Genomic DNA, 19,034 nt, shown 5'->3' with positions numbered 1-19,034 from the left:
ATGGCGACCAAACACGTCCTGGCCATCGATCAGGGCACGACCAGCACGCGCGCCATCGTTTTCGACAGATCCGGGCGGCCCGTCGCCTCGGCGCAGAAGGAACTGCCGCAGATCTTTCCCAAACCGGGCTGGGTCGAGCACGATCCGGAGGAGATCTGGCGGGCGACCGTCGAGGTGTGCCGCGGTGCGTTGGCCGACGCCAAGCTCGATGCCCGGGCGATCGCCGGCATCGGCATCACCAACCAGCGCGAGACCACGGTGGTGTGGGATCGCGCCACCGGAAGACCGGTCCACAACGCCATCGTGTGGCAGGACCGGCGCACCGCCGACCGCTGCGCCGAGCTGCGCCAGGCGGGCCACGAGAAGGCGATCGGCGAGCGCACCGGCCTGCTGCTCGACCCTTACTTCGCCGGAACCAAGATCGCCTGGATCCTCGATCACGTGGCCGGCAGCCGCGCGGCGGCGGAGAAGGGCGCCCTGGCTGCCGGTACCATCGAGAGCTTCCTGCTGTGGCGGCTGACCGGCGGCAAGGTGCATGCCAGCGACGCCACCAACGCCAGCCGCACCCTGCTGCTCGACATCCGCAAGGGCGCCTGGGACGGCGAGCTCGCGACCCTGCTCGGCGTGCCGCCATCGATGCTGCCCACCGTCGTCGATTGCGCCGGCGAGCTCGGCGTGACGACCGCCGATATCCTCGGCGCGCCAGTGCCGGTGCTCGGCATGGCGGGCGACCAGCAGGCCGCGACCATCGGCCAGGCCTGCGTGAAGCCCGGCATGATCAAGGCGACTTACGGCACGGGTTGCTTCGCGCTGCTCAACACGGGCACGCTTGCCGTGCATTCGCGCAGCCGGCTCCTGACCACCATCGCCTACCAGCTCGCCGGCCAGCGGACCTATGCCCTGGAAGGCAGCATCTTCATCGCCGGCGCGGCCGTGCAATGGCTGCGCGACGGGTTGCGCCTGATCGCCAAGTCGTCGGAGGTCGAAGCACTCGCGCGCTCCGCCAAGCCGGACCACGGCGTCTACATGGTGCCGGCTTTCGTCGGTCTCGGTGCGCCCTATTGGGATGCCGAGGCGCGCGGTGCGATCCTCGGCCTGACGCGCGACTCGGGACCGGGCGAGATCGCCGCCGCCACCCTCGATTCGGTGTGCTACCAGACGCGCGACCTGGTCGAGGCGATGCGCGGCGACGGCGCGCAGATCGACGAGTTGCGCGTGGACGGCGGCATGGTGGTGAACGACGCCCTGATGCAGCGCCTGGCCGATACGGCCGGCGCGCCCGTCGAGCGGCCGAAAGTCACCGAGACGACGGCGCTGGGGGCGGCCTTCCTCGCCGGCCTGCAGGCCGGCCTGTGGCCCTCGCTCGACGCCCTGGCCTCGACCTGGGCGCTCGACCGCGCCTTCCGGCCGACGGAGGACGCCGCCTCGCGCGACCGCCGCTACGCCGGCTGGCAGGACGCCGTGAGAAGGGTGCGCAGTTCCTGATTGCTGCCAATGGGGGCGCCCTTTAGGTTGCGCCCCGCATGCGGACCCGCGCCAATCCCGTCTATTGCGGCATCGACACCACCGATCTCGCCCAAGCCACCCGGCTGATTCAGTCCATCGCCGGGGGCCCCAGGCCGGCGGTCGGCGGCATCAAGCTCGGGCTGGAGTTCTTTCTGGCGCATGGCGCGCCGGGCGTGCGCTATGCCTTCCCGACGCCGGTGCGAGCAACGGGCGTCGGCTTCTTCCTCGATCTCAAGCTGCACGACATCCCCAACACGGTCGCGGGCGGCATCCGTGCCGTGGTCGAGCTGGCGCCCACCTACATCACCATCCATGCGAGCGGCGGCCGCGAGATGCTGAAGGCGGCAGTAGCCGAGGCGGCGGCGCAGGCGGCCAAGCTCAACCTGCCGCGACCCAAGCTGCTCGGCGTGACTGTGCTTACATCGCTCGACCGCTCGGATCTCGAAGCGACTGGCGTCAATGCCGATCCGTCGGATCAGGTGGTGCGTCTTGCCGGCCTCGCAAGGGAGAGCGGACTCGACGGCGTGATCTGCTCGCCGCTCGAGATTGCCGCCCTGCGCAAGCAATGCGGTCCCGATTTCGTGTTGATGGTGCCGGGCATCCGCCCCGTCGGTAGCGCGGCCAACGACCAGAAGCGCGCCATGACGCCGCGGCAGGCGGTCGATCTCGGCGCCACGCATCTGGTCGTGGGACGCCCGATCTACCAGGCAGCCGATCCGCGGGTCGCGGCCGAGGCCATCGCGCGCGAAGCCGGCGTCAACGACCTATGACGGTCGAAGTCAAAATCTGCGGGTTGTCGACGCCTGAAACGGTCGATGCCGCCGTCGAGGCGGGCGCCGACTACGTTGGCTTCGTTTCCTACCCCCCGTCGCCGCGCCATATCTCGGCGGACACCTTGAAGGCGCTGGGCAAGCGCGTGCCAAAACTCGTGGTCCGCGTCGGCCTGTTTGTCGATCCCGACGACGCACTGCTCGCCGAGCGCGTCGGCACCGGCGCGCTTGACATGCTGCAACTTCATGGCTCCGAAACGCCCGAGCGTGTCGCTGACATCAAGGCACGTACCCGCTTGCTGGTGATGAAGGTGATCAAGGTCGGCAAGGCGTCGGATGTGGAGCAGGGCATCAAGCGCTATGCCCGCGTGGTCGACCTCCTGATGTTCGACACGGACGGGGGCACGCTGCCCGGCGGCAACGCCAGGAGCTTCGACTGGAGGGTCCTGTCCGGCCGCAACGTGCCTGTCCCGTGGATGCTGGCCGGCGGTCTCACGCCCGACAACGTCGCCGAGGCCGTGCGTGTCACCGACGCACCCATCGTCGACGTTTCCTCTGGCGTCGAGGCGACGCGCGGTGTGAAATCCGTGAAGTTGATTCGCGCCTTTCTGGCGCGCGTGGGGGAGATCGCATGAAGACCGAACAACGGCTGAAGCAACTCGGCATCGAGCTCTCGGCGCCGACCTCGCCGGTGGCCAACTACGTCAATGCCGTGCGCACCGGCAACCTGCTGTTCCTCGCCGGCAAGGGCCCCGGCCTGCCCGGCAAGCCGCTGCCGGTCGGCAAGGTCGGCCGCGATTTCACCGTCGAGCAGGCCTACCAGTGCGCCCGCGAGACCGGGCTGAGCCTGATTGCAGTGATGAAGGCGGAGCTCGGCGACCTCGATCGCGTCAAGCGTGTCGTCAAGGTGCTGGGTATGGTCAACGGCACGCCCGAGTTCGGCCAGCAGCCCGAGGTCATCAACGGCTGCTCCGATCTCTTCGTCGAGGTGTTCGGCGCGCGCGGCAAGCACGCGCGGTCGGCGGTCGGCATGGGCTCGCTGCCGCGCGGCATCCCGGTCGAGATCGAGGTCATCGTCGAGGTCGAGGATGCACCGGCGCGCAAAGCGGCTGTGACGCGGCCGACAGCGAAGGCCAAGAAGAAGTCGGCCGCGAAAAAGAAGAGGTAGGGCTTTTGACCGCGCCCCGCCGGGACTGCTAAGTCCGGCCGATGGCAGCCTCACCCAACACCTTCCGCAGCGGACCCGACGAGCGCGGGCATTTCGGCATATTCGGCGGCCGCTACGTCGCCGAGACCCTGATGCCGCTGATCCTCGAGCTGGAGAAGGCCTACAGCGAGGCCAAGGCCGATCCGCAGTTCCAGGGCGAGCTGAAGTATCTCTTGACGCAGTATGCCGGCAGGCCGAGCCCGCTCTACTACGCCGAGCGCTTCACCCGCCGTCTCGGAGGCGCCAAAGTCTATTTCAAGCGCGAGGAGCTGAACCACACCGGCAGCCACAAGATCAACAACGTGCTCGGCCAGGTGCTGCTCGCCAAGCGCATGGGCAAGACGAGGGTCATCGCCGAGACGGGCGCCGGCCAGCACGGCGTGGCGACAGCGACGGCTTGCGCGCTGTTCGATATTCCCTGCGTGGTGTTCATGGGCGCGGTCGACGTCGCCCGGCAGGCGCCGAACGTGGCGCGCATGAACATGCTGGGCGCCGAGGTCCGGCCGGTGAAGGCCGGCGCGGCAACGCTCAAGGACGCGATGAACGAGGCGCTGCGCGACTGGGTCGCGACCTGCGAGACGACCTTCTACTGCATCGGCACCGTCGCCGGGCCGCATCCCTATCCGGCGATGGTGCGCGACTTCCAGTGCATCATCGGCGAGGAGGTGCGCCGGCAGATGATGGAGATGGAAGGCCGGCTTCCGGACACGCTGGTGGCCTGCATCGGCGGCGGCTCGAACGCCATGGGCCTGTTCCATCCCTTCCTCGACGACAAGGCGGTGCGCATCGTCGGTGTCGAGGCGGCCGGCAGGGGGCTCGACACGGACGAGCACGCCGCGTCGCTCACCGGCGGCCAGCCCGGCGTGCTGCACGGTAATCGTACCTACCTGCTGCAGGACGACGAGGGCCAGATCAAGGAGGCGCATTCGATCTCCGCCGGCCTCGACTATCCGGGCATCGGGCCGGAGCATTCGTGGCTGAAGGAACAGGGCCGCGTCGAATACGTCTCGGCGACCGACGATGAGGCGGTCGCGGCGTTCCAGCTCCTGTGCAGGCTCGAGGGCATCATTCCGGCGCTCGAATCGTCGCACGCGCTCGCCCATACCATCAGGCTCGCCCCGACCTTGCCCAAGGACAATCTCCTGGTGGTCAACCTCTCGGGACGCGGCGACAAGGATGTGCCGCAGATCGCCGAGCGCCTGGGCATGAAGGCCTGAACATGAGCCGCATCACCAAGCGCTTCGCCGATCTCAAGGCCGACAAGCGCGCCGGGCTGGTGGCCTACATCACCGCCGGCGACCCCAACGTCGAGGTCAGCTACCAGATCCTCAAGGGATTGCCAGCGGCCGGCGCCGACCTGATCGAGCTCGGCATGCCCTTCACCGATCCGATGGCCGACGGTCCGTCGGTCCAGCTCGCCGGCCAGCGCGCGCTCAAGGCCGGCATCAAGGTCGACGCGACCTTCGACATGGTTCGGCGCTTCCGCAAGGACACCGGCGACAACGATACGCCGATCCTGTTGATGGGCTACTTCAACCTGCTCTATCGCCGCGGCGTCGAGCGTTTCTGCAAGGAGGCGGCGGCGGCTGGTGTCGACGGATTCATCCTGGTCGATCTGCCGCCGGAAGAAGCCGACGAACTCAAGCCGCACGCATCGCGCGTCGGACTGGACACCGTGCTGCTGACCGCGCCGACGACCGACGACAAGCGCCTGCCGGCCGTCCTGAAATACGCCTCGGGCTTCGTCTATTTCGTGTCGGTGCTCGGCGTCACCGGCACCAAGTCGGCGACCGAGGAGGCGGTGCGCACGCATGTCGAGCGCATCAAGCGTCACACGAAGCTGCCGGTGAGCGTCGGCTTCGGCATCAAGACGCCCGATCAGGCAGCGGCCGTGGCGCGCCACGCCGACGCCGCCGTCGTCGGTTCCGCCATCGTCGATCGCGTCAAGGCCGGCCTCGACGAGCACGGGCGCGCCAAGCCGGATCTCGTTCCGGGCGTGCTGGCCTACGTCAAGGCGCTCGCCGACGGCGTGCGTGGCGTGCGCAAGGCATAGTCGTGCAGCAATAAGTTTCTGTGACATCGTCGGGCTGTCGCCGCGCGTTCCTTGCGCATCGGCAACGCCGCCCCCATCTGCGCGTTACCAACGTCGCAGGGAGTACGGGATGCCGGCACCATCCGACGAGCGGATACAGAAGATTCACGCCAAGTTCAGCGCGGCCCTCGATCTCCTCGACGAGGAGCGGCGGCAGCCGGATCGCTGGGAAGAGGAATCGCTCTTTTATGCGCTGGCAGCACTCGCCTGCGGGCTCCACCTGGTCGCCGATGTCGAACTCGAAGTGTTCGCACGCCTGCCGCAGGAACGCTCGAAGCATGCCGCGGCCGCCCTCGAGCAAAAGCCGGCCCGCTTCGACAAGGCCGCCTTGCGCGCCATCCATCGCCGCCTGATGGAGCTTGGCGCGTCGCCGGTGTTCGAGATGCTGCCGACCGCCGACCAGCTCGAGGCGCTAGGCCGGGCCCGCCTCTTCGTCCTCGAACAGCAGGTCGGCGACGAACGGGTTGGTCTTGCGCTCCCAGCCGAAGGTCGAGGTCTGGCCATGGCCCGGCACGAACTGGACGTCGTCGCCCAGCGGCCATAGCCGGCCGCGGATCGACCCCAGCAACTGATCGTGGTTGCCGCGCGGAAAGTCCGTGCGGCCGATCGAGCCCCGGAACAGAACGTCACCCACGAAGGCGATCTTCGACGGCTTGTGCACGAACACGACGTGGCCCGGCGTATGGCCGGGACAATGTACGACCTCGAAGACGAGGTTGCCGAGCGTCACCGCGTCGCCGTTCTCCAGCCAGCGGTCCGGTACGAACGGCTTGTAGAGCGGGAAGCCGTACTTGCGACCCGAGTCGGGCAGGCCCTCGATGAGGAAGAGGTCGTCGCGGTGCGGTCCCTCGATCTTGACGCCATAGTGCTCGGCCATCGTGCCCGCCGCCGAGGCATGGTCGACATGGCCGTGGGTGAGCAGGACCTTGGTCACCTTGATGCCTTGCTCGGCGATCGCCTCTTTCAGCAAGTCGAAGTCGCCGCCCGGATCGACCGCGGTGCCCTCCATGGTGTCGGTGCACCAGACGATCGAGCAATTCTGCTGGAACGGCGTGACGGGGGCGATCATGACCTTGAGCATGTTTCCGATCTAATGCCTCCCGCGGCCACGCGGAAGGGCGTATGCTGTCTTCCGGCCAATGAAACGTCGTCTTCTGTCGCTTGTCCTGGCTCTCGTGAGCCTCGCCGGTCCCGCCGCGGCGCAGATTGCCGCCGTCGCCTCGCCGTCGGGGCCGGTGATGACGGGGCCCTACATCGTGGTCGACGCCGCCACCGGCGAGACCTTGTTGCAACGCGACGCTGGCGCGGCCTGGTATCCGGCCTCGCTCACCAAGATGATGACGATCTTCCTGCTGTTCGAGGAGCTGAAGGCGGGACGGCTCACTTTGTCCTCGCCGGTCCCGTTCTCGCAGAACGCGGCGAAGGTGTCGCCGTCCAAGCTGGGTGTCGCCCCCGGCAATGCGATCACCGTGGAGCAGGCGGTGCAGGCACTGGTCGCGCGTTCGGCCAACGACGTGGCGGTCGCCGTCGCCGAACTATTGGGCGGTTCGGAGGCGGTCTTTGCTCAGCGAATGACGCAGACCGCACGCCGCCTCGGCATGACCGCCACGGAGTTCCGAAATCCCCACGGCTTGCCCGACCCCGCCCAGGTCAGCACGCCGCGCGACCTCGCGCTGCTGGCGCTGGCGCTGGTGCGCGAGTTCCCGCAGTACTACGGCTACTTCCACACCCAGGAGTTCATGTTCGGCAAGCAGCGCATCGGGCCGGGCGTGAAATTCCTCGAGCTCTACTCGCCCTATGCCGACGGCCTCAAGACCGGTTTCATCTGCTCCTCCGGCTTCAACATCATGGCGAGCGCCGTGCGCGATGGTCGCCGCCTCATTGCCGGTTCCTTCGGCTTCCGTCGCGGCGACCTGCGCGACGAGTTCATGGTGCGGCTGTTCGACGAGGCGTTCCTTCTCAAGACCGGTGGCAACAGGCCGAAACTCTGGCAGCTCCAGAACGAGGGCGGGCCGCCGCCTTTCGTCATTCCCTACGGCGAGTGCGGCACCATCCGCTACGACATGCCGGGCGACGCCGCCTGGCTCGGCACCTTCGCCGACTGGCGCACCGCCAAGCGGGTGTTCGACCAGGGTCAAGCCGAGCTGTCGTCGCTCGGCTTCAGCCATCTCGGCAAGGAGTGGATTCTTCCCGTCACCGGCGAGAAAGTGAAGAAGCAGGCGGCCATCGTCGCCGACCTTCAGCCCGAGGCGGCTCAGCAACTGTGCGCCGTCTACCAGGCGAAGCGGCAGTTCTGCCAGGTCCGCAAGGCCCAGGATATGAGGGCGCCATTCGCGGGCTTTTGGCGCTGATACGCCGGGCGAGGTGCGCCGGCTTGGCCTGACCGGTGGTTCGTGCGATACCGCGGCCATGAACTGGCTGACCAATTTCGTCCGCCCCAAGCTCCGGGCGCTGGTCGCGCGCAAGGAGGCGCCGGATAATCTCTGGCTCAAATGCCCCAAGTGCGAGCAGATGCTGTTCATGCGCGACTGGGAGGCCAACCAGGAAGTCTGCACCCATTGCGGCCATCACATGCGGCAGAGGCCGATCAAGCGCTTCCCGCACCTGTTTGACGACGGCAAGTACGAGCTCCATCCGCTGCCCAAGGTGGTCGCCGATCCGTTGAAGTTCCGTCACACCAAGCGCTACGATACGCAGCTCAAGGAAGCGCAGGGCAAGAACGACGGCTCGACCGAGGCGCTGGTCGTGGCGAGCGGCCTCATGGGCAACCGGCACACCGTCGTCGCCGCGCTGGATTTCACCTTCATGGGCGGGTCGATGGGCACCGCGGTGGGCGAGGGGCTCGTCATGGCGGCCGAGCTCGCCGTCGCGCGCAAGGCGCCGCTGATCGCCTTCTCCGCATCGGGCGGCGCGCGCATGCAGGAAGGCATCCTGTCGCTGATGCAACTCACGCGCACCACCATCGCGGTGCGCAAGGTCAAGGCGGCGGGTCTGCCTTATGTCGTCGTGCTGACCGATCCGACGACTGGCGGTGTCTCGGCCTCCTTCGCCATGCTGGGCGACGTCCATCTCGCCGAACCCGACGCCATCATCGGCTTTGCCGGGCCGCGCGTGATCCAGGACACGATCCGCCAGGAGCTGCCGGCGGGCTTCCAGCGGTCGGAATATCTGCTGGAGCACGGCATGATCGATGCCGTCGTCCATCGTCACAAGTTGCGCGAGACGCTGATCCGCATCGTGTCGCTGCTCATGGACCCGCTGGTGGCCGAGAGCCGCGACCTGGCCGTCGCCGGTCGCTGAAACAGCCATGATCGATCCCCTCCTGGAGCGCGTCATGCGGCTCCATCCGCGGTCGATCGATCTCGGTCTGGACCGCATCGAGCGCGTGCTCGCCGCCCTCGGGTCGCCTGAGAGGAAACTGCCGCCGACCGTTCATGTCGCCGGCACCAACGGCAAGGGATCGCTGGTCGCTTATTTGCGGGCGATGGCCGAGGCGGCCGGCTATCGCGTCCATGTCTACACCTCGCCCCATCTGGTGCGCTTCAACGAGCGCATTCGCGTGGCCGGCCGGCTGATCGGGGACGACGAGCTCGGAGACGTCATCACCGAGTGCGAGGTCGCCAACGGCGAGCAGCCCATCACCTTCTTCGAGATCACCACCGCCGCCGCCTATCTGGCGTTCGCGCGCGTGCCCGCCGACCTGGCGGTGATCGAGGTCGGCATGGGCGGCCGCTACGACGCCACCAACGTTATCGCGCCTGCGTTGTCGGCGATCACGCCCATCGGCTACGACCATACGGGTTTCCTGGGAGACACGCTCGAAGGCATCGCTGGAGAGAAGGCCGGCATTCTGAAGCGAGCGACGCCGGCTGTGACAGGCCGGCAGCGCGAGACGCCGGCTGCCGTTATCGCCGCCGAAGCGGCGCGGCTCGGCGCGCCGCTCTTCCGCATGGGCCGCGAATGGCAGATGACGCCGCAGGTGGGCGGGTTCCGATACGAAAGCGACCTGCTGGCGCTCGATCTGCCGGCGCCGGCGCTGGCGGGCCCGCACCAGCTCGACAATGCGGCGACGGCGGTCGCCTGCATCGAACGGCTGCGGGCCGCCCGCTTCGACATCGGCGATGCCGCGGTCCGCCAGGGGCTGGCCACCGTCGAGTGGCCGGCGCGCCTGCAGCGCCTGACGCGCGGGCCGCTGGTCGAGGCGCTCCCGCCGGGCTGCGAGCTGTGGCTCGACGGCGGGCACAACGAGGATTGCGGCCTGGCGCTCGCGCGGATGGCGGCCGATTGGGCAAAGGAGCCGGCGCCGCTGCCGCTCTACCTGGTCTTCGCCATGATGACGACCAAGGATGCGTCGGGCTTCCTGCGCCCGTTGGCACGGCACGCAAGGGCGGCTCGTGCGGTGCCGTTCCCCGAGGGACACAGCGCCTTCACGCCGCAGGAGGCCTGCGCCAAGGCCGACGAAGTCGGCCTCGACTGCGCTCCCGCCAACGACATCGGCGCGGCGCTGGAAGACCTCCTGGTCAGCCAGCCCGCGCCGATGCGTATCCTGATCTGCGGGTCGCTCTACCTCGCCGGCGCGGTGCTTGCGCGCAACGGCTGAGGCGTCAGCTCACGACGGTGTTGATCCAGCTCACCAGCTTCTGCTTGGGCTCGGCGCCGATCTTGGTGGCCGCCACCTGGCCGTTCTTGAACAGCAGCAAGGTCGGGATCGAGCGCACGCCGTAGCGGGTCGGCGACATCGGGTTTTCGTCGATATTGACCTTCACTACCTTCAGCTTGCCGTCCATCTCCTTGGAGATGTCCTCGAGCGAGGGGCCGATCATTTTGCAGGGGCCGCACCACTCGGCCCAGAAGTCGACGAGGACGGGGACGTCGGACTTGAGAACTTCCTGCTCGAAGGAAGCATCGGTTGCCTTCACGGTCATTCAGGTTCTCCCAAAAACACTACAGGCCGGTCGATCGACCGGCGCCGCCCTGCGCCGAAAGCTAGGAACCGGCCTCGTCCGAGTCAAGGTGCGGCGGCATAAGGCATTGACATATCTAGTGTTTTTCCGTCGATCTCCATGAGCGACGGGACGATCGTCCACAACAGGAAGGCCCGTACCGTTCGGTTCGGATAGAGGCCGGCAAGAAGCGTCCGATAGAGCGCGAGCTGTCGTCGATAAACGAGGGGAACCTCGGCGACCGACGCCGCCGGCGGCCGGTTGGTCTTGAAGTCGACGATCAGGATCTCGCGTTGGGTGACCGCCAGCCGGTCGACCTGACCGCTCACGGTGAAGGTGCCGCGCGCGGTTTGCAGCGTGCCGATCAATGGTACCTCGGCGCGCGAAGCCGGGCCGAACAAGGCCGCATGCTGCGGCGCCTCCGTGACCGCCAGGGCTTCCGCGGCCCACTGTTCGACCTCGCCGTCGGCCAGCCCGTGCGCCGGACGGCCGAGAAAGCGTCGGGCCGCTGCCGCGCGCTCGGGGGCCGCGATGTCGGGCAGCCGGTGCAGCAGCTCGTGCAGCAGCCGGCCGCGCTGCCAGCGTCGTGTATCGCCCGCTGCGAACGGGCTGAAGGCGCGGGACGCAGCGACGGCTTCATCGGGCAAAGGCTGGGAAGGCGCCAGCGGCGTCGGCGGGTCGGGTTCCGCCGGAGCGGGCACCGTCACCCACGGTGGCATGTCGACGGCCTGCGCGATCGCGAGTTCCTCCTGGTCCGGCACCTCGATCCGCCCCTCGTTGGTCAGCTCGAAGCCGTCGCCTGCCCAGGCATCGGCGCCGAGATAGGTCGCGAAGTCGAAGGTTCGCGCTCGCGCGCTATTGCGTCCGCCGTCGGCTTCCCCCGCGCTGGCCGCCAGCCCCTGGGCGATGCGCTCGTACCAGCAGCCACGATCCGGCGGGCGCGTTCCGACCCATCCGCCGACATAGAGGCGGTCCTCGGCGCGGGTCATGGCGACATAAAGCAAGCGGTTCTGCTCCTCCATCGCCCGATCCTTCGCCTGGGCGCGCCAGGCGCGGGCCGCCTCGTTGGCGTCCTCCGCGCGCGGCAGCCACAGCCGCGTCTTGCCGTCGCCGGCGGGCAGGAGGCGCTCGAGGTCGCCCGGTACGCGGGTCGTGTCGGGCAGATAGACGATCGGCGCCTGCAGGCCCTTCGAGGCGTGGACCGTCAGGATGCGGACCTCCCGACGCCGGTTCTGCTCGAGATCGCGCTTGATCTCGCCACCGCCGCTCTCGAACCAGCGCAGGAAGCCTTGCAGCGAGCCGGGCTCGTCGTGCTGGTATTGCAGTGCGCGCGCCAGCAATTCGTCGATCGGGTCCGATGCCTCGCGGCCGAGGCGCAGCAGCAGGCGCTCTCGACCGCGCTCTGGGCCGAGCACCTGGGCGAAGAAGTCGAACGGCGTGACGAAATCGGCGCGCGCCAGCCATGCCGCCAGTCGGGCATGGGCCTCGGCGAAGGCAGGCTCGCCGGCACGCTCGCGCAGCGCGCGCCACAACCGCCCCGGGCGTCGCCAGGCGAGCTCGAACAGCCGGTCCTCGTCGAGCCCGACCAGTGGCGACTTCAGGAGGCAAGCGAGGTTGAGGTCGTCCTGCGGCAGCAGCACGAAGCGGGCCAGCGCCAGCAGGTCCTGAATCGCCAGCTCCTCGATGAGGTCGAGCCGGTCGACGCCCGCCACCTCGAGCTGCTCGCGTTTGAGCGCACGCACCAGCGCGTTGACGAAGGCGTTGCGCCGCCGGACCAGCACCATGAAGTGGCCCTCGTGCAGCTTCTCGCCGCGTCGCGCCCGCCGTTCGCGGCCGATCAGGCTCTTGGCGTGTGCCGCGACCAGCCGCGCCAGCCGCTCGTGCGGCAGCTTCAGGGATGTGCGCTCGGCCGACAGGTCGGAGGTGTCGACTTCCTCCTTGTCCGACTGAACGAGCGGCCAGAGCTCGACCCGCCCCGGCTCCTCCTTGCGGCTTGCGAGGTGGACGATCGGGCCGGACGAGACGACCCCGCGTGCCGCCTCGTTCTGGGCGAAAACCCAGTCAACGGCGTCGAGAACCGCCGGCGTCGAGCGGAACGAAACAGTGAGGTCGACCGGTTGAAAGTGCTTGCGGGCGTCGTGGCTGCGCTCGTGGAACCAGTCGCGCATCTCGGCGAGCTTGCGCGGATCGGCGCGCTGGAAGCCGAAGATCGACTGCTTGGTGTCGCCGACGGCGAAAACGGTGCGGTTGCGGTCGACCGCGCCCTCGCCGGTGAAGAACTCCTCGGTGAGCCGGCGGATCACCTCCCATTGGTCGGGGTTGGTATCCTGCGCCTCGTCGACCAGCACGTGGTCGATGCCTCCGTCGAGCTTGAAGAGCACCCAGGCGGCACTGTCGGCACCCTCCAGCAGGTGCCGCGTGGCGACGATCAGGTCGTCGTAGTCGAGCGTCGCGCGCCGGCGCTTGGCGTTGGCATAGCGCCGGGCGATGTCGAGGCCGAGGCGCAGCAGGCCGACGGTGAGCTCGACGAGGGCGATGCCGCGCAGGCACTGCTGACGCTCGGCTTCGTCGGCGAGCACGTCCTCGATGTTCGGCATGGCCTTCGTGGCCGCCTTGGTCGCGAGCCTCGCGCGCAGCTCGCCCTTGTCGGTGAAGAAGACGGCGCGATAGTCGTCGCCCTCCTCGCCGGTCTCGAGCCGGCGGGCGATCGCCTCGCCGCGCGGCGGATCGGTCTTGCCGCCGGCCGCGATCAGCGCCCGTGCCGCGGCGCGCATCGACGCCTCGTCGAATGTCGGCACGACGTCGCAGCGCAGCCCCTGGGCGAGGCGCCGGCGCAGGGCGGCCAACCCGTCCTCGCCGCCGATCTCGGCCATGAGCCAGGCCCGCTCGCCGAGCAGCCTCGTCATCAACTCCTGGAACTCGGCGATGGAGATGCGGCCGGCCACCGCGGCCAGCGCTGCGGCGAGCGCGGCCGGAGCATCGGGACGGCTCAATGCTTCGACCTGTTCGTCCTGGGCGTGGCGCAGCAGCTTGGCCGCCTCGCCCTCGTCGAGCACCTCGAAGCCCGGCGCGACGGCGGCCTCGAGCGGAAAGCGCTTGAGCAGCGCCTGGCAAAAGGCGTGGATGGTGAGGATGTTGATGCCGCCCGGCGCATCGAGCACGCGCGCGAAGAGCCGGCGCGCCAGCACGCGCTCCGCGGCCTCGGGTGGCCGGTCGATCAGTGCCTCGATCTGCTCGTCGAGCATGGTCGGCTCGGCCATCGCCCAGCGGCCGAGCTGGAGGGCGAGGCGATTGCGCATCTCCGCCGCCGCCGCCTTGGTGAAGGTGAGGCAAAGGATGCGTTCGGGCGGAACACCGGCCAGCAGGAGGCGCGTCACCCGGTCGGTCAAGACCTTGGTCTTGCCGGTGCCGGCATTGGCCTCGACCCAGGCAGAGTGCGCGGGCGACGTGGCGCTGCGCTGGGCGTCGCTGGCGAGGGACAGCAGGTCGAGGACCTCGCTCATTCCTCGCCTCCGCCCGCGGTCGACCACTCCGCGACACGCTCGAGATGGGCGTAGTCGTTGAAGTGGGGAGTGAATTGCGGCCACGGCAGCGCGGCATAGGGCGTCCGCGGATCGCCGAAATGGGCCACCATCCGGGCCACCAGCGCCAGCATCTCGGGCACCAGCCGGTCGCTGTCCTTGATCTCCTTCTGCTGGCCGCCCTCGCCGAGGCCGTTGGCCTGCCAGTATGAGAGATGCACGGCGCGCGCCTTGCCCTCGATGTCGGCGAAGCCGCCGCGCTCGGCCATCGCCGCTTCGAGCAACAGCTGCGGCGCGAACAGCGCTTCGAGCTCACGCGGCGAGGGCACTCTTCCGGTCTTGTAGTCGATGACCTCCCAGCCACCCGGTTCGATTTCGTCGATGCGATCGGCGATGGCCTCGATGGTGAGCGAACCGACCTGCAACGATCCCCGCGTCTCGCTCGCGAGCAGCCGCGTGCCGGCGGCGCGCCGCGCGCGCTCGGCGCCGATGAACCAGCTGGCCAGGCGCTGGAAGCGCGGCCACCAGAAGGCACGCTCGGCCGGGGCCGTCAGCACCCCGGCGAGGTGCCGCTCGCCCAGGCGCTCGAAGCGCTCGAGCGCGTCGACCGGTAATGCGCCGGACGAGTGCGCCTTCAGGAACTCGTCGAGCGCCTTGTGAAGGGCCGATCCACGATCGGCGGCGCCGAGCTCGGCCTCCAGCGGATCGAGCGCCTCCAGGCGCAGGATGCGGCGCGCGTATAGGCCGTAGGGATCGCGCCGCCATTGCTCGACGCTCGACACCGAAAGCCGTGTTGGCCGGGCCTCGACGGGCGGCCGGGGCTCGGGACGCAACCACGGTTCATAGCGGCCGGCATCGTCGATCTTCTCGGCCCAGGCGAAGTAGGTGCGCCGGCCGCGCTGGATGTACTCGGGCGCGACGCCGGCCGCCGGGTCGTAACCGAACAAGGCGTCGAGACGCGCCAGCCAGCGCGACGGCACGGTCGGTGCGCCGCCTTCACGCTCGGCGCGCGTCAGCAGCACGCGCTCGGCGGCGAGTGCGGCGGCGAAGTCGTGCGCCGACTGGCCGATGCGCCGCTCCGGCTGAGGCAGGCCGAGCGCGGCGCGCATCGGCCGGTTGATCCATGGCCCCGTGTCGACCGACGGCGGCCAGGTCCCCTCGTTCAGGCCGCCCAGGATCAGGAGGTCGGCGCGCTGCAGGCGGGCTTCGAGCGGTCCCCAGATGGCGAGCCGCGGATGACGGCCGTAAGCGGGGCGCAGGGTGCGGCCGTCGAGCAGCACCGTCAGCAGCGCCGGCCATTCGCCCGGCCGCACGTCGGCCGCCGATCGCCAGGCCGCGGCCAGTTCCGCCAGCGCGTCGGCCAGCTCTTCGCCGGCCTCGCCCGACCACAACGTGTCGGCCGGTGCCAGCCGCTCGGCGGCTGCAACGGTCTCCCGCAGCAGGGTCTCGACCGGCGACGTCGTCGTCATCAGTTCCGCGAGCGGCGCGGTCGCTTCGGCGAGACGGTCGAGCATCGCGACGATCTCCGGTTCCTGCGCAGCCTTGCGGCGCAGGACGTCGAGGCCGGCCTGCGGCTTCAGTCCGCGCAGGTGCCTGCGGTCGAGGCGGCGCGCCGCGGCGAGCAGGAAGGCGCGCTCGAAGCCCAGGGTGCAGAGCGGGTGCTTGAGGAGCGACAGCAGGTCGACCGGTGCGAAGCCCGAATCGAGCGCCGCCAGCAGCGCGCGCAGCAGCGTCGCGGACGGCGCGTCGGCGAGCGGCCGGCCGGCCGAATCGTCGATCTCGATGTTCCAGCGCCGCAGCTCGGCGGCGACTCGGCGCGCGAGATCGCGGTCGGGCGTGACGAGGGCGGCGGTGCGCCGGCCGGTCTCGAGGGCCTCGCGCAGCGCCAGCGCGATCACGACGGCCTCCTGGTGCGGATGGGCGCAATCCACGCGCGTGACGTGCTCGAGTGCGGCGGCCTCGGGTTTCGACCACGAATCGCTCGTCGCCGCAGGCCGCATCAACTCGGTGATGAGATGGCGCCGCGCCGCGTCGCCGGGGCCGCCCGGCCATTCGGCTACCCCGCTGCGCTCCGCGCCGAGCGCCGCCAGCAACTCGCGCAGGCCGAATTGCGGATGCGAGGGTTCGAGCGCGCGCCAGCTCTCTTCGTCCATGGCGCGGTCGAGCCCCGGCAGGACGACGCAGCCGGCGGGCAGGCCGGCGACGACGCCCAGCAGTTCGCGCGTCGCCGGCTGCGAACCGGTCGAACCGGCGGCGATCACCGGGCCCGCCGGCGGGCTGGCCCGCCAGCGCTCGGCCTGCGCGCGGATCGATCGCGTGCGCCGCTCGAGCGCGTCGACCTGGCCGCGCTCAGCCAGCACGCGGGGCCAGTGCTCGCCGACGATGGCGAGGAACTCCAGCGTGCGCTGCCAGTGACGGGCGAAGTTGCCCTCGACCAGCGTCTCGAGCCTGTCGAACGGCACGCCGTCGATGGCGAGCTCGTCGAGCAGGCGCGCGAGCTCGCGCGCGAGCTTCAGCGCTTGCGCCGCCGTCCGGGCGGCCGGCTGGCCCTGGTCGTCCCGGAAGCGGGCAACGAGCGCGGCGAGCAGCGCCTCGCGCTCGGCGGGCGCGATGGCCGGCGGCAAGTCGACGGCCTCGCCCTCGCCCGGCAGGTCGCTCCATTCGTCCTCGTCGACGTCGCCCAGCGGCACCATGCGCGGCAGGATCGCGGGCTTGCCGCCCGAGGCGCGGAGGAAGGCTTCGCGGAGCGCACGCACCGAGCGGCGCGTCGGTACCAGGATCAGCATGTCGGCAAGGGCGAGCGGCTCGGCGCCGTGCTCGGCCAGCAGGCCGCGCGCCAGCTCGTCGGCGAAGCGCCGGTCGAGGCCGATCGTGTAGATGCCCCTCACGGCAATTCCCGCTCGGCCTCGGCCAGCGCCCGCGGCGTGCCGACATGGAACCACTTTCCGTCGTGCACGAGGCCGTAGAGATGGCCGGCAGCCTGGGCCCGGTGCCATAGCCGGACCAGCGAGAACGGGCCGTCGGGCGCGTTGTAGAGCAGGCGGCGGTCGCACACCGAGACGCTGGCGAACAGATAGGGCGCCGCCGCCGCGCCACCGCGATGGCGGGCGCGGCCGTCGGAATCGAGGAAATAGTCGCCGTGGTCGGTCGGCTCGCGACCGATCGCCCGATCGAGCGGATGGAGCAGCAGCAGCGCGTCCATGATGCGAGGGTCCCACATCGCCTCGAGGCGGCGCAGCATCGGAATGGCGCCATCGGTCCACAGCCCATCGCCGTTCAGCACGAAGAACGGCCCGTCACCCAGCAGCGGCAGGGCGTTCTTCAGGCTGCCGCCGGTCTCCAGCAGGCGGTCCTCGCGCACGACATGCGCGCGTCCACCGACATGGCTCGCGATCTGCTCGCCGAGATGGTGCACGTTGATCACCAGGTTGCGCACGCCATGCTCCGCCAGGCGATCCATGGCGCGGTCGAGCATCGACCGGCCGGCGACGGGAATGAGCGGCTTGGGCGTGGTGTCGGTCAAGGGCCGCATGCGCTCGCCGCGGCCGGCCGCCAGGATCATCGCCGAGCGAATCACGGGACCCATCACTCGGCGCCGATGCGCCGCCACTCGGGCGGCAGCACACGGTCGACCCAGTCGCGCAACGGCGCCAGCGCCTCGTGCCGCAGGTGCCGTTCGAACATGCGCCAGACGCGCGGCAGGTGTCGCAGGTACTCGGGCTTGCCGTCGCGTTCCAGCAACCGCACGAAGAGGCCGATGATGCGGGCGTGCCGCTGCGCCGCCATCAGCGCGAAGCCGGTGCGGAAGTCGGCCGAATCGAGGCCGGTGGCGGCGATGTAACGGTCGATGCACGCGGCTTGCACGTCGGGCAACACGTCGCGACGCGCATCCTCGACCAGCGAGACGAGATCGTACGACGGATGGCCCTGCTGGGCGTCCTGGAAGTCGAGCAGGCCACAGGCGCGCACGCCCGGCCGCTCGGGCAGCCACAGGAGGTTGTCCTTGTGGTAGTCGCGCAGCAGCAGCGCCTCTTCGGTCGTGGGCAGTTGGGCGAAGCACGCGCGCCAGGCATCGCGATAGGCCGCGACTTCGTCATCCGGCGCCGGACGGCCCGACGCGGCCGGCAGGTACCATTCGGGCAGCAGGATCGCCGCCTCGACCAGCGCCTCTCCGGCGTAGCTCCCGAGCCCGGGCAGCAGGCCGTGGTCCGGTGCCTGGTAGAGCGTCACCAGCACGTCGGTGGCGCGCAGATAGAGCTCCCGTTCGTCGCCGCCCCGCGCCAGAACGCGCGCGAAGGTGTCGTCGCCCAGGTCCTCGAGCAGCAGGAAGCCGTTGCCCAGATCCTCGGCATAGATCTCCGGCGCGCTGAGGCCGAGCGCGAGCAGGTGCCGGCCGACGCGCACGAAGGGTTCGACGGGTTCGTGCGCCGCGGGCGAGTCCATGACCACGACGGTGCCGCCGGCACGGGTCAGCCGGAAATATTTCCGGAACGAGGCATCGCCCGCCAGCAGGCGCTCCTCAGCGTCAGCCCAGCCGGAGCGCCTCACGAACTCGGCGCGCAGCACCGCCCGCTCAGACATCGATCGACGCCCGACGTCCATCGCCCTCGATCTCCAGGCTCACGTGCTTGTGCGGCGGCAGCAGCGCGCCCAGCCGCTCCGGCCATTCGATCAGAACGATGCCATCGGCCCGCGCCTCTTCCCAGCCGAGCTCGAAGACCTGCTCGGGCGCCTCGAGGCGGTAGAGGTCGAAATGCCAGAACGCGCCGCGCCGTGTGTCGTAGACCTCGACCAGGGTGAAGGTCGGGCTCGGCACGACCAGCGCCGGATCGCCCGCGGCGGCGCGCAGGATGGCGCGGGCGAGCGTCGTCTTGCCGGCGCCCAGCCCGCCGCGCAGCGCGAGGACATCGCGCGGCCGCAGCCGTTCGGCGAGTTCAGCACCCAGCCGCTCGGTCGCGGCCTCGTCGGGCAGAAACAGTGAAGTCGGCACCGGGT

At 69.7% G+C, this 19,034-nt stretch carries 16 protein-coding genes; 9 read left to right on the top strand and 7 right to left on the bottom strand.

Features of this window, described 5'->3' with window-relative positions; translation table 11 throughout:
* From glpK to trpA, 6 genes are read left to right on the top strand one after another with little or no spacing between them, the layout of a single operon-like run.
* Nucleotides 1-1,485, top strand: coding sequence for a glycerol kinase GlpK (gene glpK / locus KIT25_20870; GenBank protein ID UYN94457.1), 1,485 nt, complete (start codon nt 1-3; stop codon nt 1,483-1,485).
* Nucleotides 1,486-1,523: 38 nt separating this feature from the next.
* Entirely contained in the window at nt 1,524-2,276 is a 753-nt protein-coding gene (gene pyrF, locus KIT25_20865; GenBank protein UYN94456.1) for an orotidine-5'-phosphate decarboxylase, read from the top strand.
* On the top strand, nt 2,273-2,911 hold the full coding sequence (locus tag KIT25_20860; protein ID UYN94455.1) for a phosphoribosylanthranilate isomerase: 639 nt from the start codon (nt 2,273-2,275) through the stop codon (nt 2,909-2,911). Before pyrF ends, KIT25_20860 begins: the two co-directional genes overlap by 4 nt.
* Nucleotides 2,908-3,444 (top strand): RidA family protein, encoded by a 537-nt coding sequence (locus KIT25_20855; protein ID UYN94454.1) that lies wholly within the window; start codon nt 2,908-2,910, stop codon nt 3,442-3,444. The genes KIT25_20860 and KIT25_20855 overlap by 4 nt, the downstream gene beginning before the upstream one ends.
* Before the next feature lie 41 nt (nt 3,445-3,485).
* Nucleotides 3,486-4,700 (top strand): tryptophan synthase subunit beta, encoded by a 1,215-nt coding sequence (trpB, locus tag KIT25_20850; protein ID UYN94453.1) that lies wholly within the window; start codon nt 3,486-3,488, stop codon nt 4,698-4,700.
* 2 nt (nt 4,701-4,702) lie between these two features.
* Complete coding sequence (gene trpA, locus KIT25_20845) at nt 4,703-5,536, top strand: tryptophan synthase subunit alpha (GenBank protein UYN94452.1); 834 nt, start codon at nt 4,703-4,705, stop codon at nt 5,534-5,536.
* A gap of 451 nt (nt 5,537-5,987) precedes the next feature.
* Here trpA and KIT25_20840 read toward each other — a convergent pair whose 3' ends face one another.
* Entirely contained in the window at nt 5,988-6,656 is a 669-nt protein-coding gene (locus KIT25_20840) for an MBL fold metallo-hydrolase (GenBank protein UYN94451.1), read from the bottom strand.
* Between the two features lie 58 nt (nt 6,657-6,714).
* Here KIT25_20840 and KIT25_20835 point away from each other — a divergent pair, with 58 nt between their 5' ends.
* The 3 genes from KIT25_20835 to KIT25_20825 are packed head-to-tail and all read left to right on the top strand — an operon-like array spanning nt 6,715 to nt 10,175.
* Nucleotides 6,715-7,926 carry a D-alanyl-D-alanine carboxypeptidase gene (locus KIT25_20835; protein UYN94450.1) on the top strand — a complete coding sequence of 404 codons (1,212 nt, stop codon included), beginning with the start codon at nt 6,715-6,717 and terminating at the stop codon, nt 7,924-7,926.
* Between the two features lie 58 nt (nt 7,927-7,984).
* Nucleotides 7,985-8,875: an acetyl-CoA carboxylase, carboxyltransferase subunit beta gene (gene accD, locus KIT25_20830; GenBank protein UYN94449.1), complete on the top strand. Its 891-nt coding sequence runs from the start codon at nt 7,985-7,987 to the stop codon at nt 8,873-8,875.
* Nucleotides 8,876-8,882: 7 nt separating this feature from the next.
* Nucleotides 8,883-10,175 carry a bifunctional folylpolyglutamate synthase/dihydrofolate synthase gene (locus KIT25_20825; protein UYN94448.1) on the top strand — a complete coding sequence of 431 codons (1,293 nt, stop codon included), beginning with the start codon at nt 8,883-8,885 and terminating at the stop codon, nt 10,173-10,175.
* Between the two features lie 4 nt (nt 10,176-10,179).
* Here the strand turns inward: KIT25_20825 and trxA are convergent, their stop codons facing one another.
* The 6 genes from trxA to tsaE form a co-directional block, all read right to left on the bottom strand.
* On the bottom strand, nt 10,180-10,500 hold the full coding sequence (gene trxA, locus KIT25_20820; GenBank protein UYN94447.1) for a thioredoxin: 321 nt from the start codon (nt 10,498-10,500) through the stop codon (nt 10,180-10,182).
* Between the two features lie 83 nt (nt 10,501-10,583).
* Nucleotides 10,584-14,021, bottom strand: a complete 3,438-nt coding sequence (addA, locus tag KIT25_20815) for a double-strand break repair helicase AddA (protein UYN94446.1) — start codon at nt 14,019-14,021, stop codon at nt 10,584-10,586.
* On the bottom strand, nt 14,018-17,035 hold the full coding sequence (gene addB, locus KIT25_20810) for a double-strand break repair protein AddB (GenBank protein ID UYN94445.1): 3,018 nt from the start codon (nt 17,033-17,035) through the stop codon (nt 14,018-14,020). The genes addA and addB overlap by 4 nt, the downstream gene beginning before the upstream one ends.
* Complete coding sequence (locus tag KIT25_20805) at nt 16,924-17,625, bottom strand: nucleotidyltransferase family protein (GenBank protein ID UYN94444.1); 702 nt, start codon at nt 17,623-17,625, stop codon at nt 16,924-16,926. Before KIT25_20805 ends, addB begins: the two co-directional genes overlap by 112 nt.
* A complete protein-coding gene (locus KIT25_20800; protein ID UYN94443.1) occupies nt 17,625-18,620 on the bottom strand; it encodes a phosphotransferase in 996 nt (331 codons plus the stop codon). The genes KIT25_20805 and KIT25_20800 overlap by 1 nt, the downstream gene beginning before the upstream one ends.
* Complete coding sequence (gene tsaE, locus KIT25_20795; protein ID UYN94442.1) at nt 18,613-19,029, bottom strand: tRNA (adenosine(37)-N6)-threonylcarbamoyltransferase complex ATPase subunit type 1 TsaE; 417 nt, start codon at nt 19,027-19,029, stop codon at nt 18,613-18,615. The genes KIT25_20800 and tsaE overlap by 8 nt, the downstream gene beginning before the upstream one ends.
* Nucleotides 19,030-19,034 lie beyond the last annotated feature (5 nt).

The organism is Enhydrobacter sp., assembly GCA_025808875.1.
GTDB lineage: Bacteria > Pseudomonadota > Alphaproteobacteria > Reyranellales > Reyranellaceae > Reyranella.
This window is presented reverse-complemented; position numbering and strand designations above follow the sequence as displayed.

Excerpts from the sequence above, each read along its gene's own strand:
- addB (UYN94445.1), bottom strand. The coding sequence starts at position 17,035 with ATGGCACCGGGCCCAGGCTGCCGGCCATCTCTACGGCCTCGTGCACGA.
- trpB (UYN94453.1), top strand. The coding sequence starts at position 3,486 with ATGGCAGCCTCACCCAACACCTTCCGCAGCGGACCCGACGAGCGCGGG.
- KIT25_20860 (UYN94455.1), top strand. The coding sequence starts at position 2,273 with ATGACGGTCGAAGTCAAAATCTGCGGGTTGTCGACGCCTGAAACGGTC.
- KIT25_20855 (UYN94454.1), top strand. The coding sequence starts at position 2,908 with ATGAAGACCGAACAACGGCTGAAGCAACTCGGCATCGAGCTCTCGGCG.
- trpA (UYN94452.1), top strand. The coding sequence starts at position 4,703 with ATGAGCCGCATCACCAAGCGCTTCGCCGATCTCAAGGCCGACAAGCGC.
- KIT25_20805 (UYN94444.1), bottom strand. The coding sequence starts at position 17,625 with ATGGGTCCCGTGATTCGCTCGGCGATGATCCTGGCGGCCGGCCGCGGC.
- KIT25_20825 (UYN94448.1), top strand. The coding sequence starts at position 8,883 with ATGATCGATCCCCTCCTGGAGCGCGTCATGCGGCTCCATCCGCGGTCG.
- accD (UYN94449.1), top strand. The coding sequence starts at position 7,985 with ATGAACTGGCTGACCAATTTCGTCCGCCCCAAGCTCCGGGCGCTGGTC.
- glpK (UYN94457.1), top strand. The coding sequence starts at position 1 with ATGGCGACCAAACACGTCCTGGCCATCGATCAGGGCACGACCAGCACG.
- pyrF (UYN94456.1), top strand. The coding sequence starts at position 1,524 with ATGCGGACCCGCGCCAATCCCGTCTATTGCGGCATCGACACCACCGAT.
- trxA (UYN94447.1), bottom strand. The coding sequence starts at position 10,500 with ATGACCGTGAAGGCAACCGATGCTTCCTTCGAGCAGGAAGTTCTCAAG.
- KIT25_20840 (UYN94451.1), bottom strand. The coding sequence starts at position 6,656 with ATGCTCAAGGTCATGATCGCCCCCGTCACGCCGTTCCAGCAGAATTGC.
- KIT25_20835 (UYN94450.1), top strand. The coding sequence starts at position 6,715 with ATGAAACGTCGTCTTCTGTCGCTTGTCCTGGCTCTCGTGAGCCTCGCC.
- KIT25_20800 (UYN94443.1), bottom strand. The coding sequence starts at position 18,620 with ATGTCTGAGCGGGCGGTGCTGCGCGCCGAGTTCGTGAGGCGCTCCGGC.
- addA (UYN94446.1), bottom strand. The coding sequence starts at position 14,021 with ATGAGCGAGGTCCTCGACCTGCTGTCCCTCGCCAGCGACGCCCAGCGC.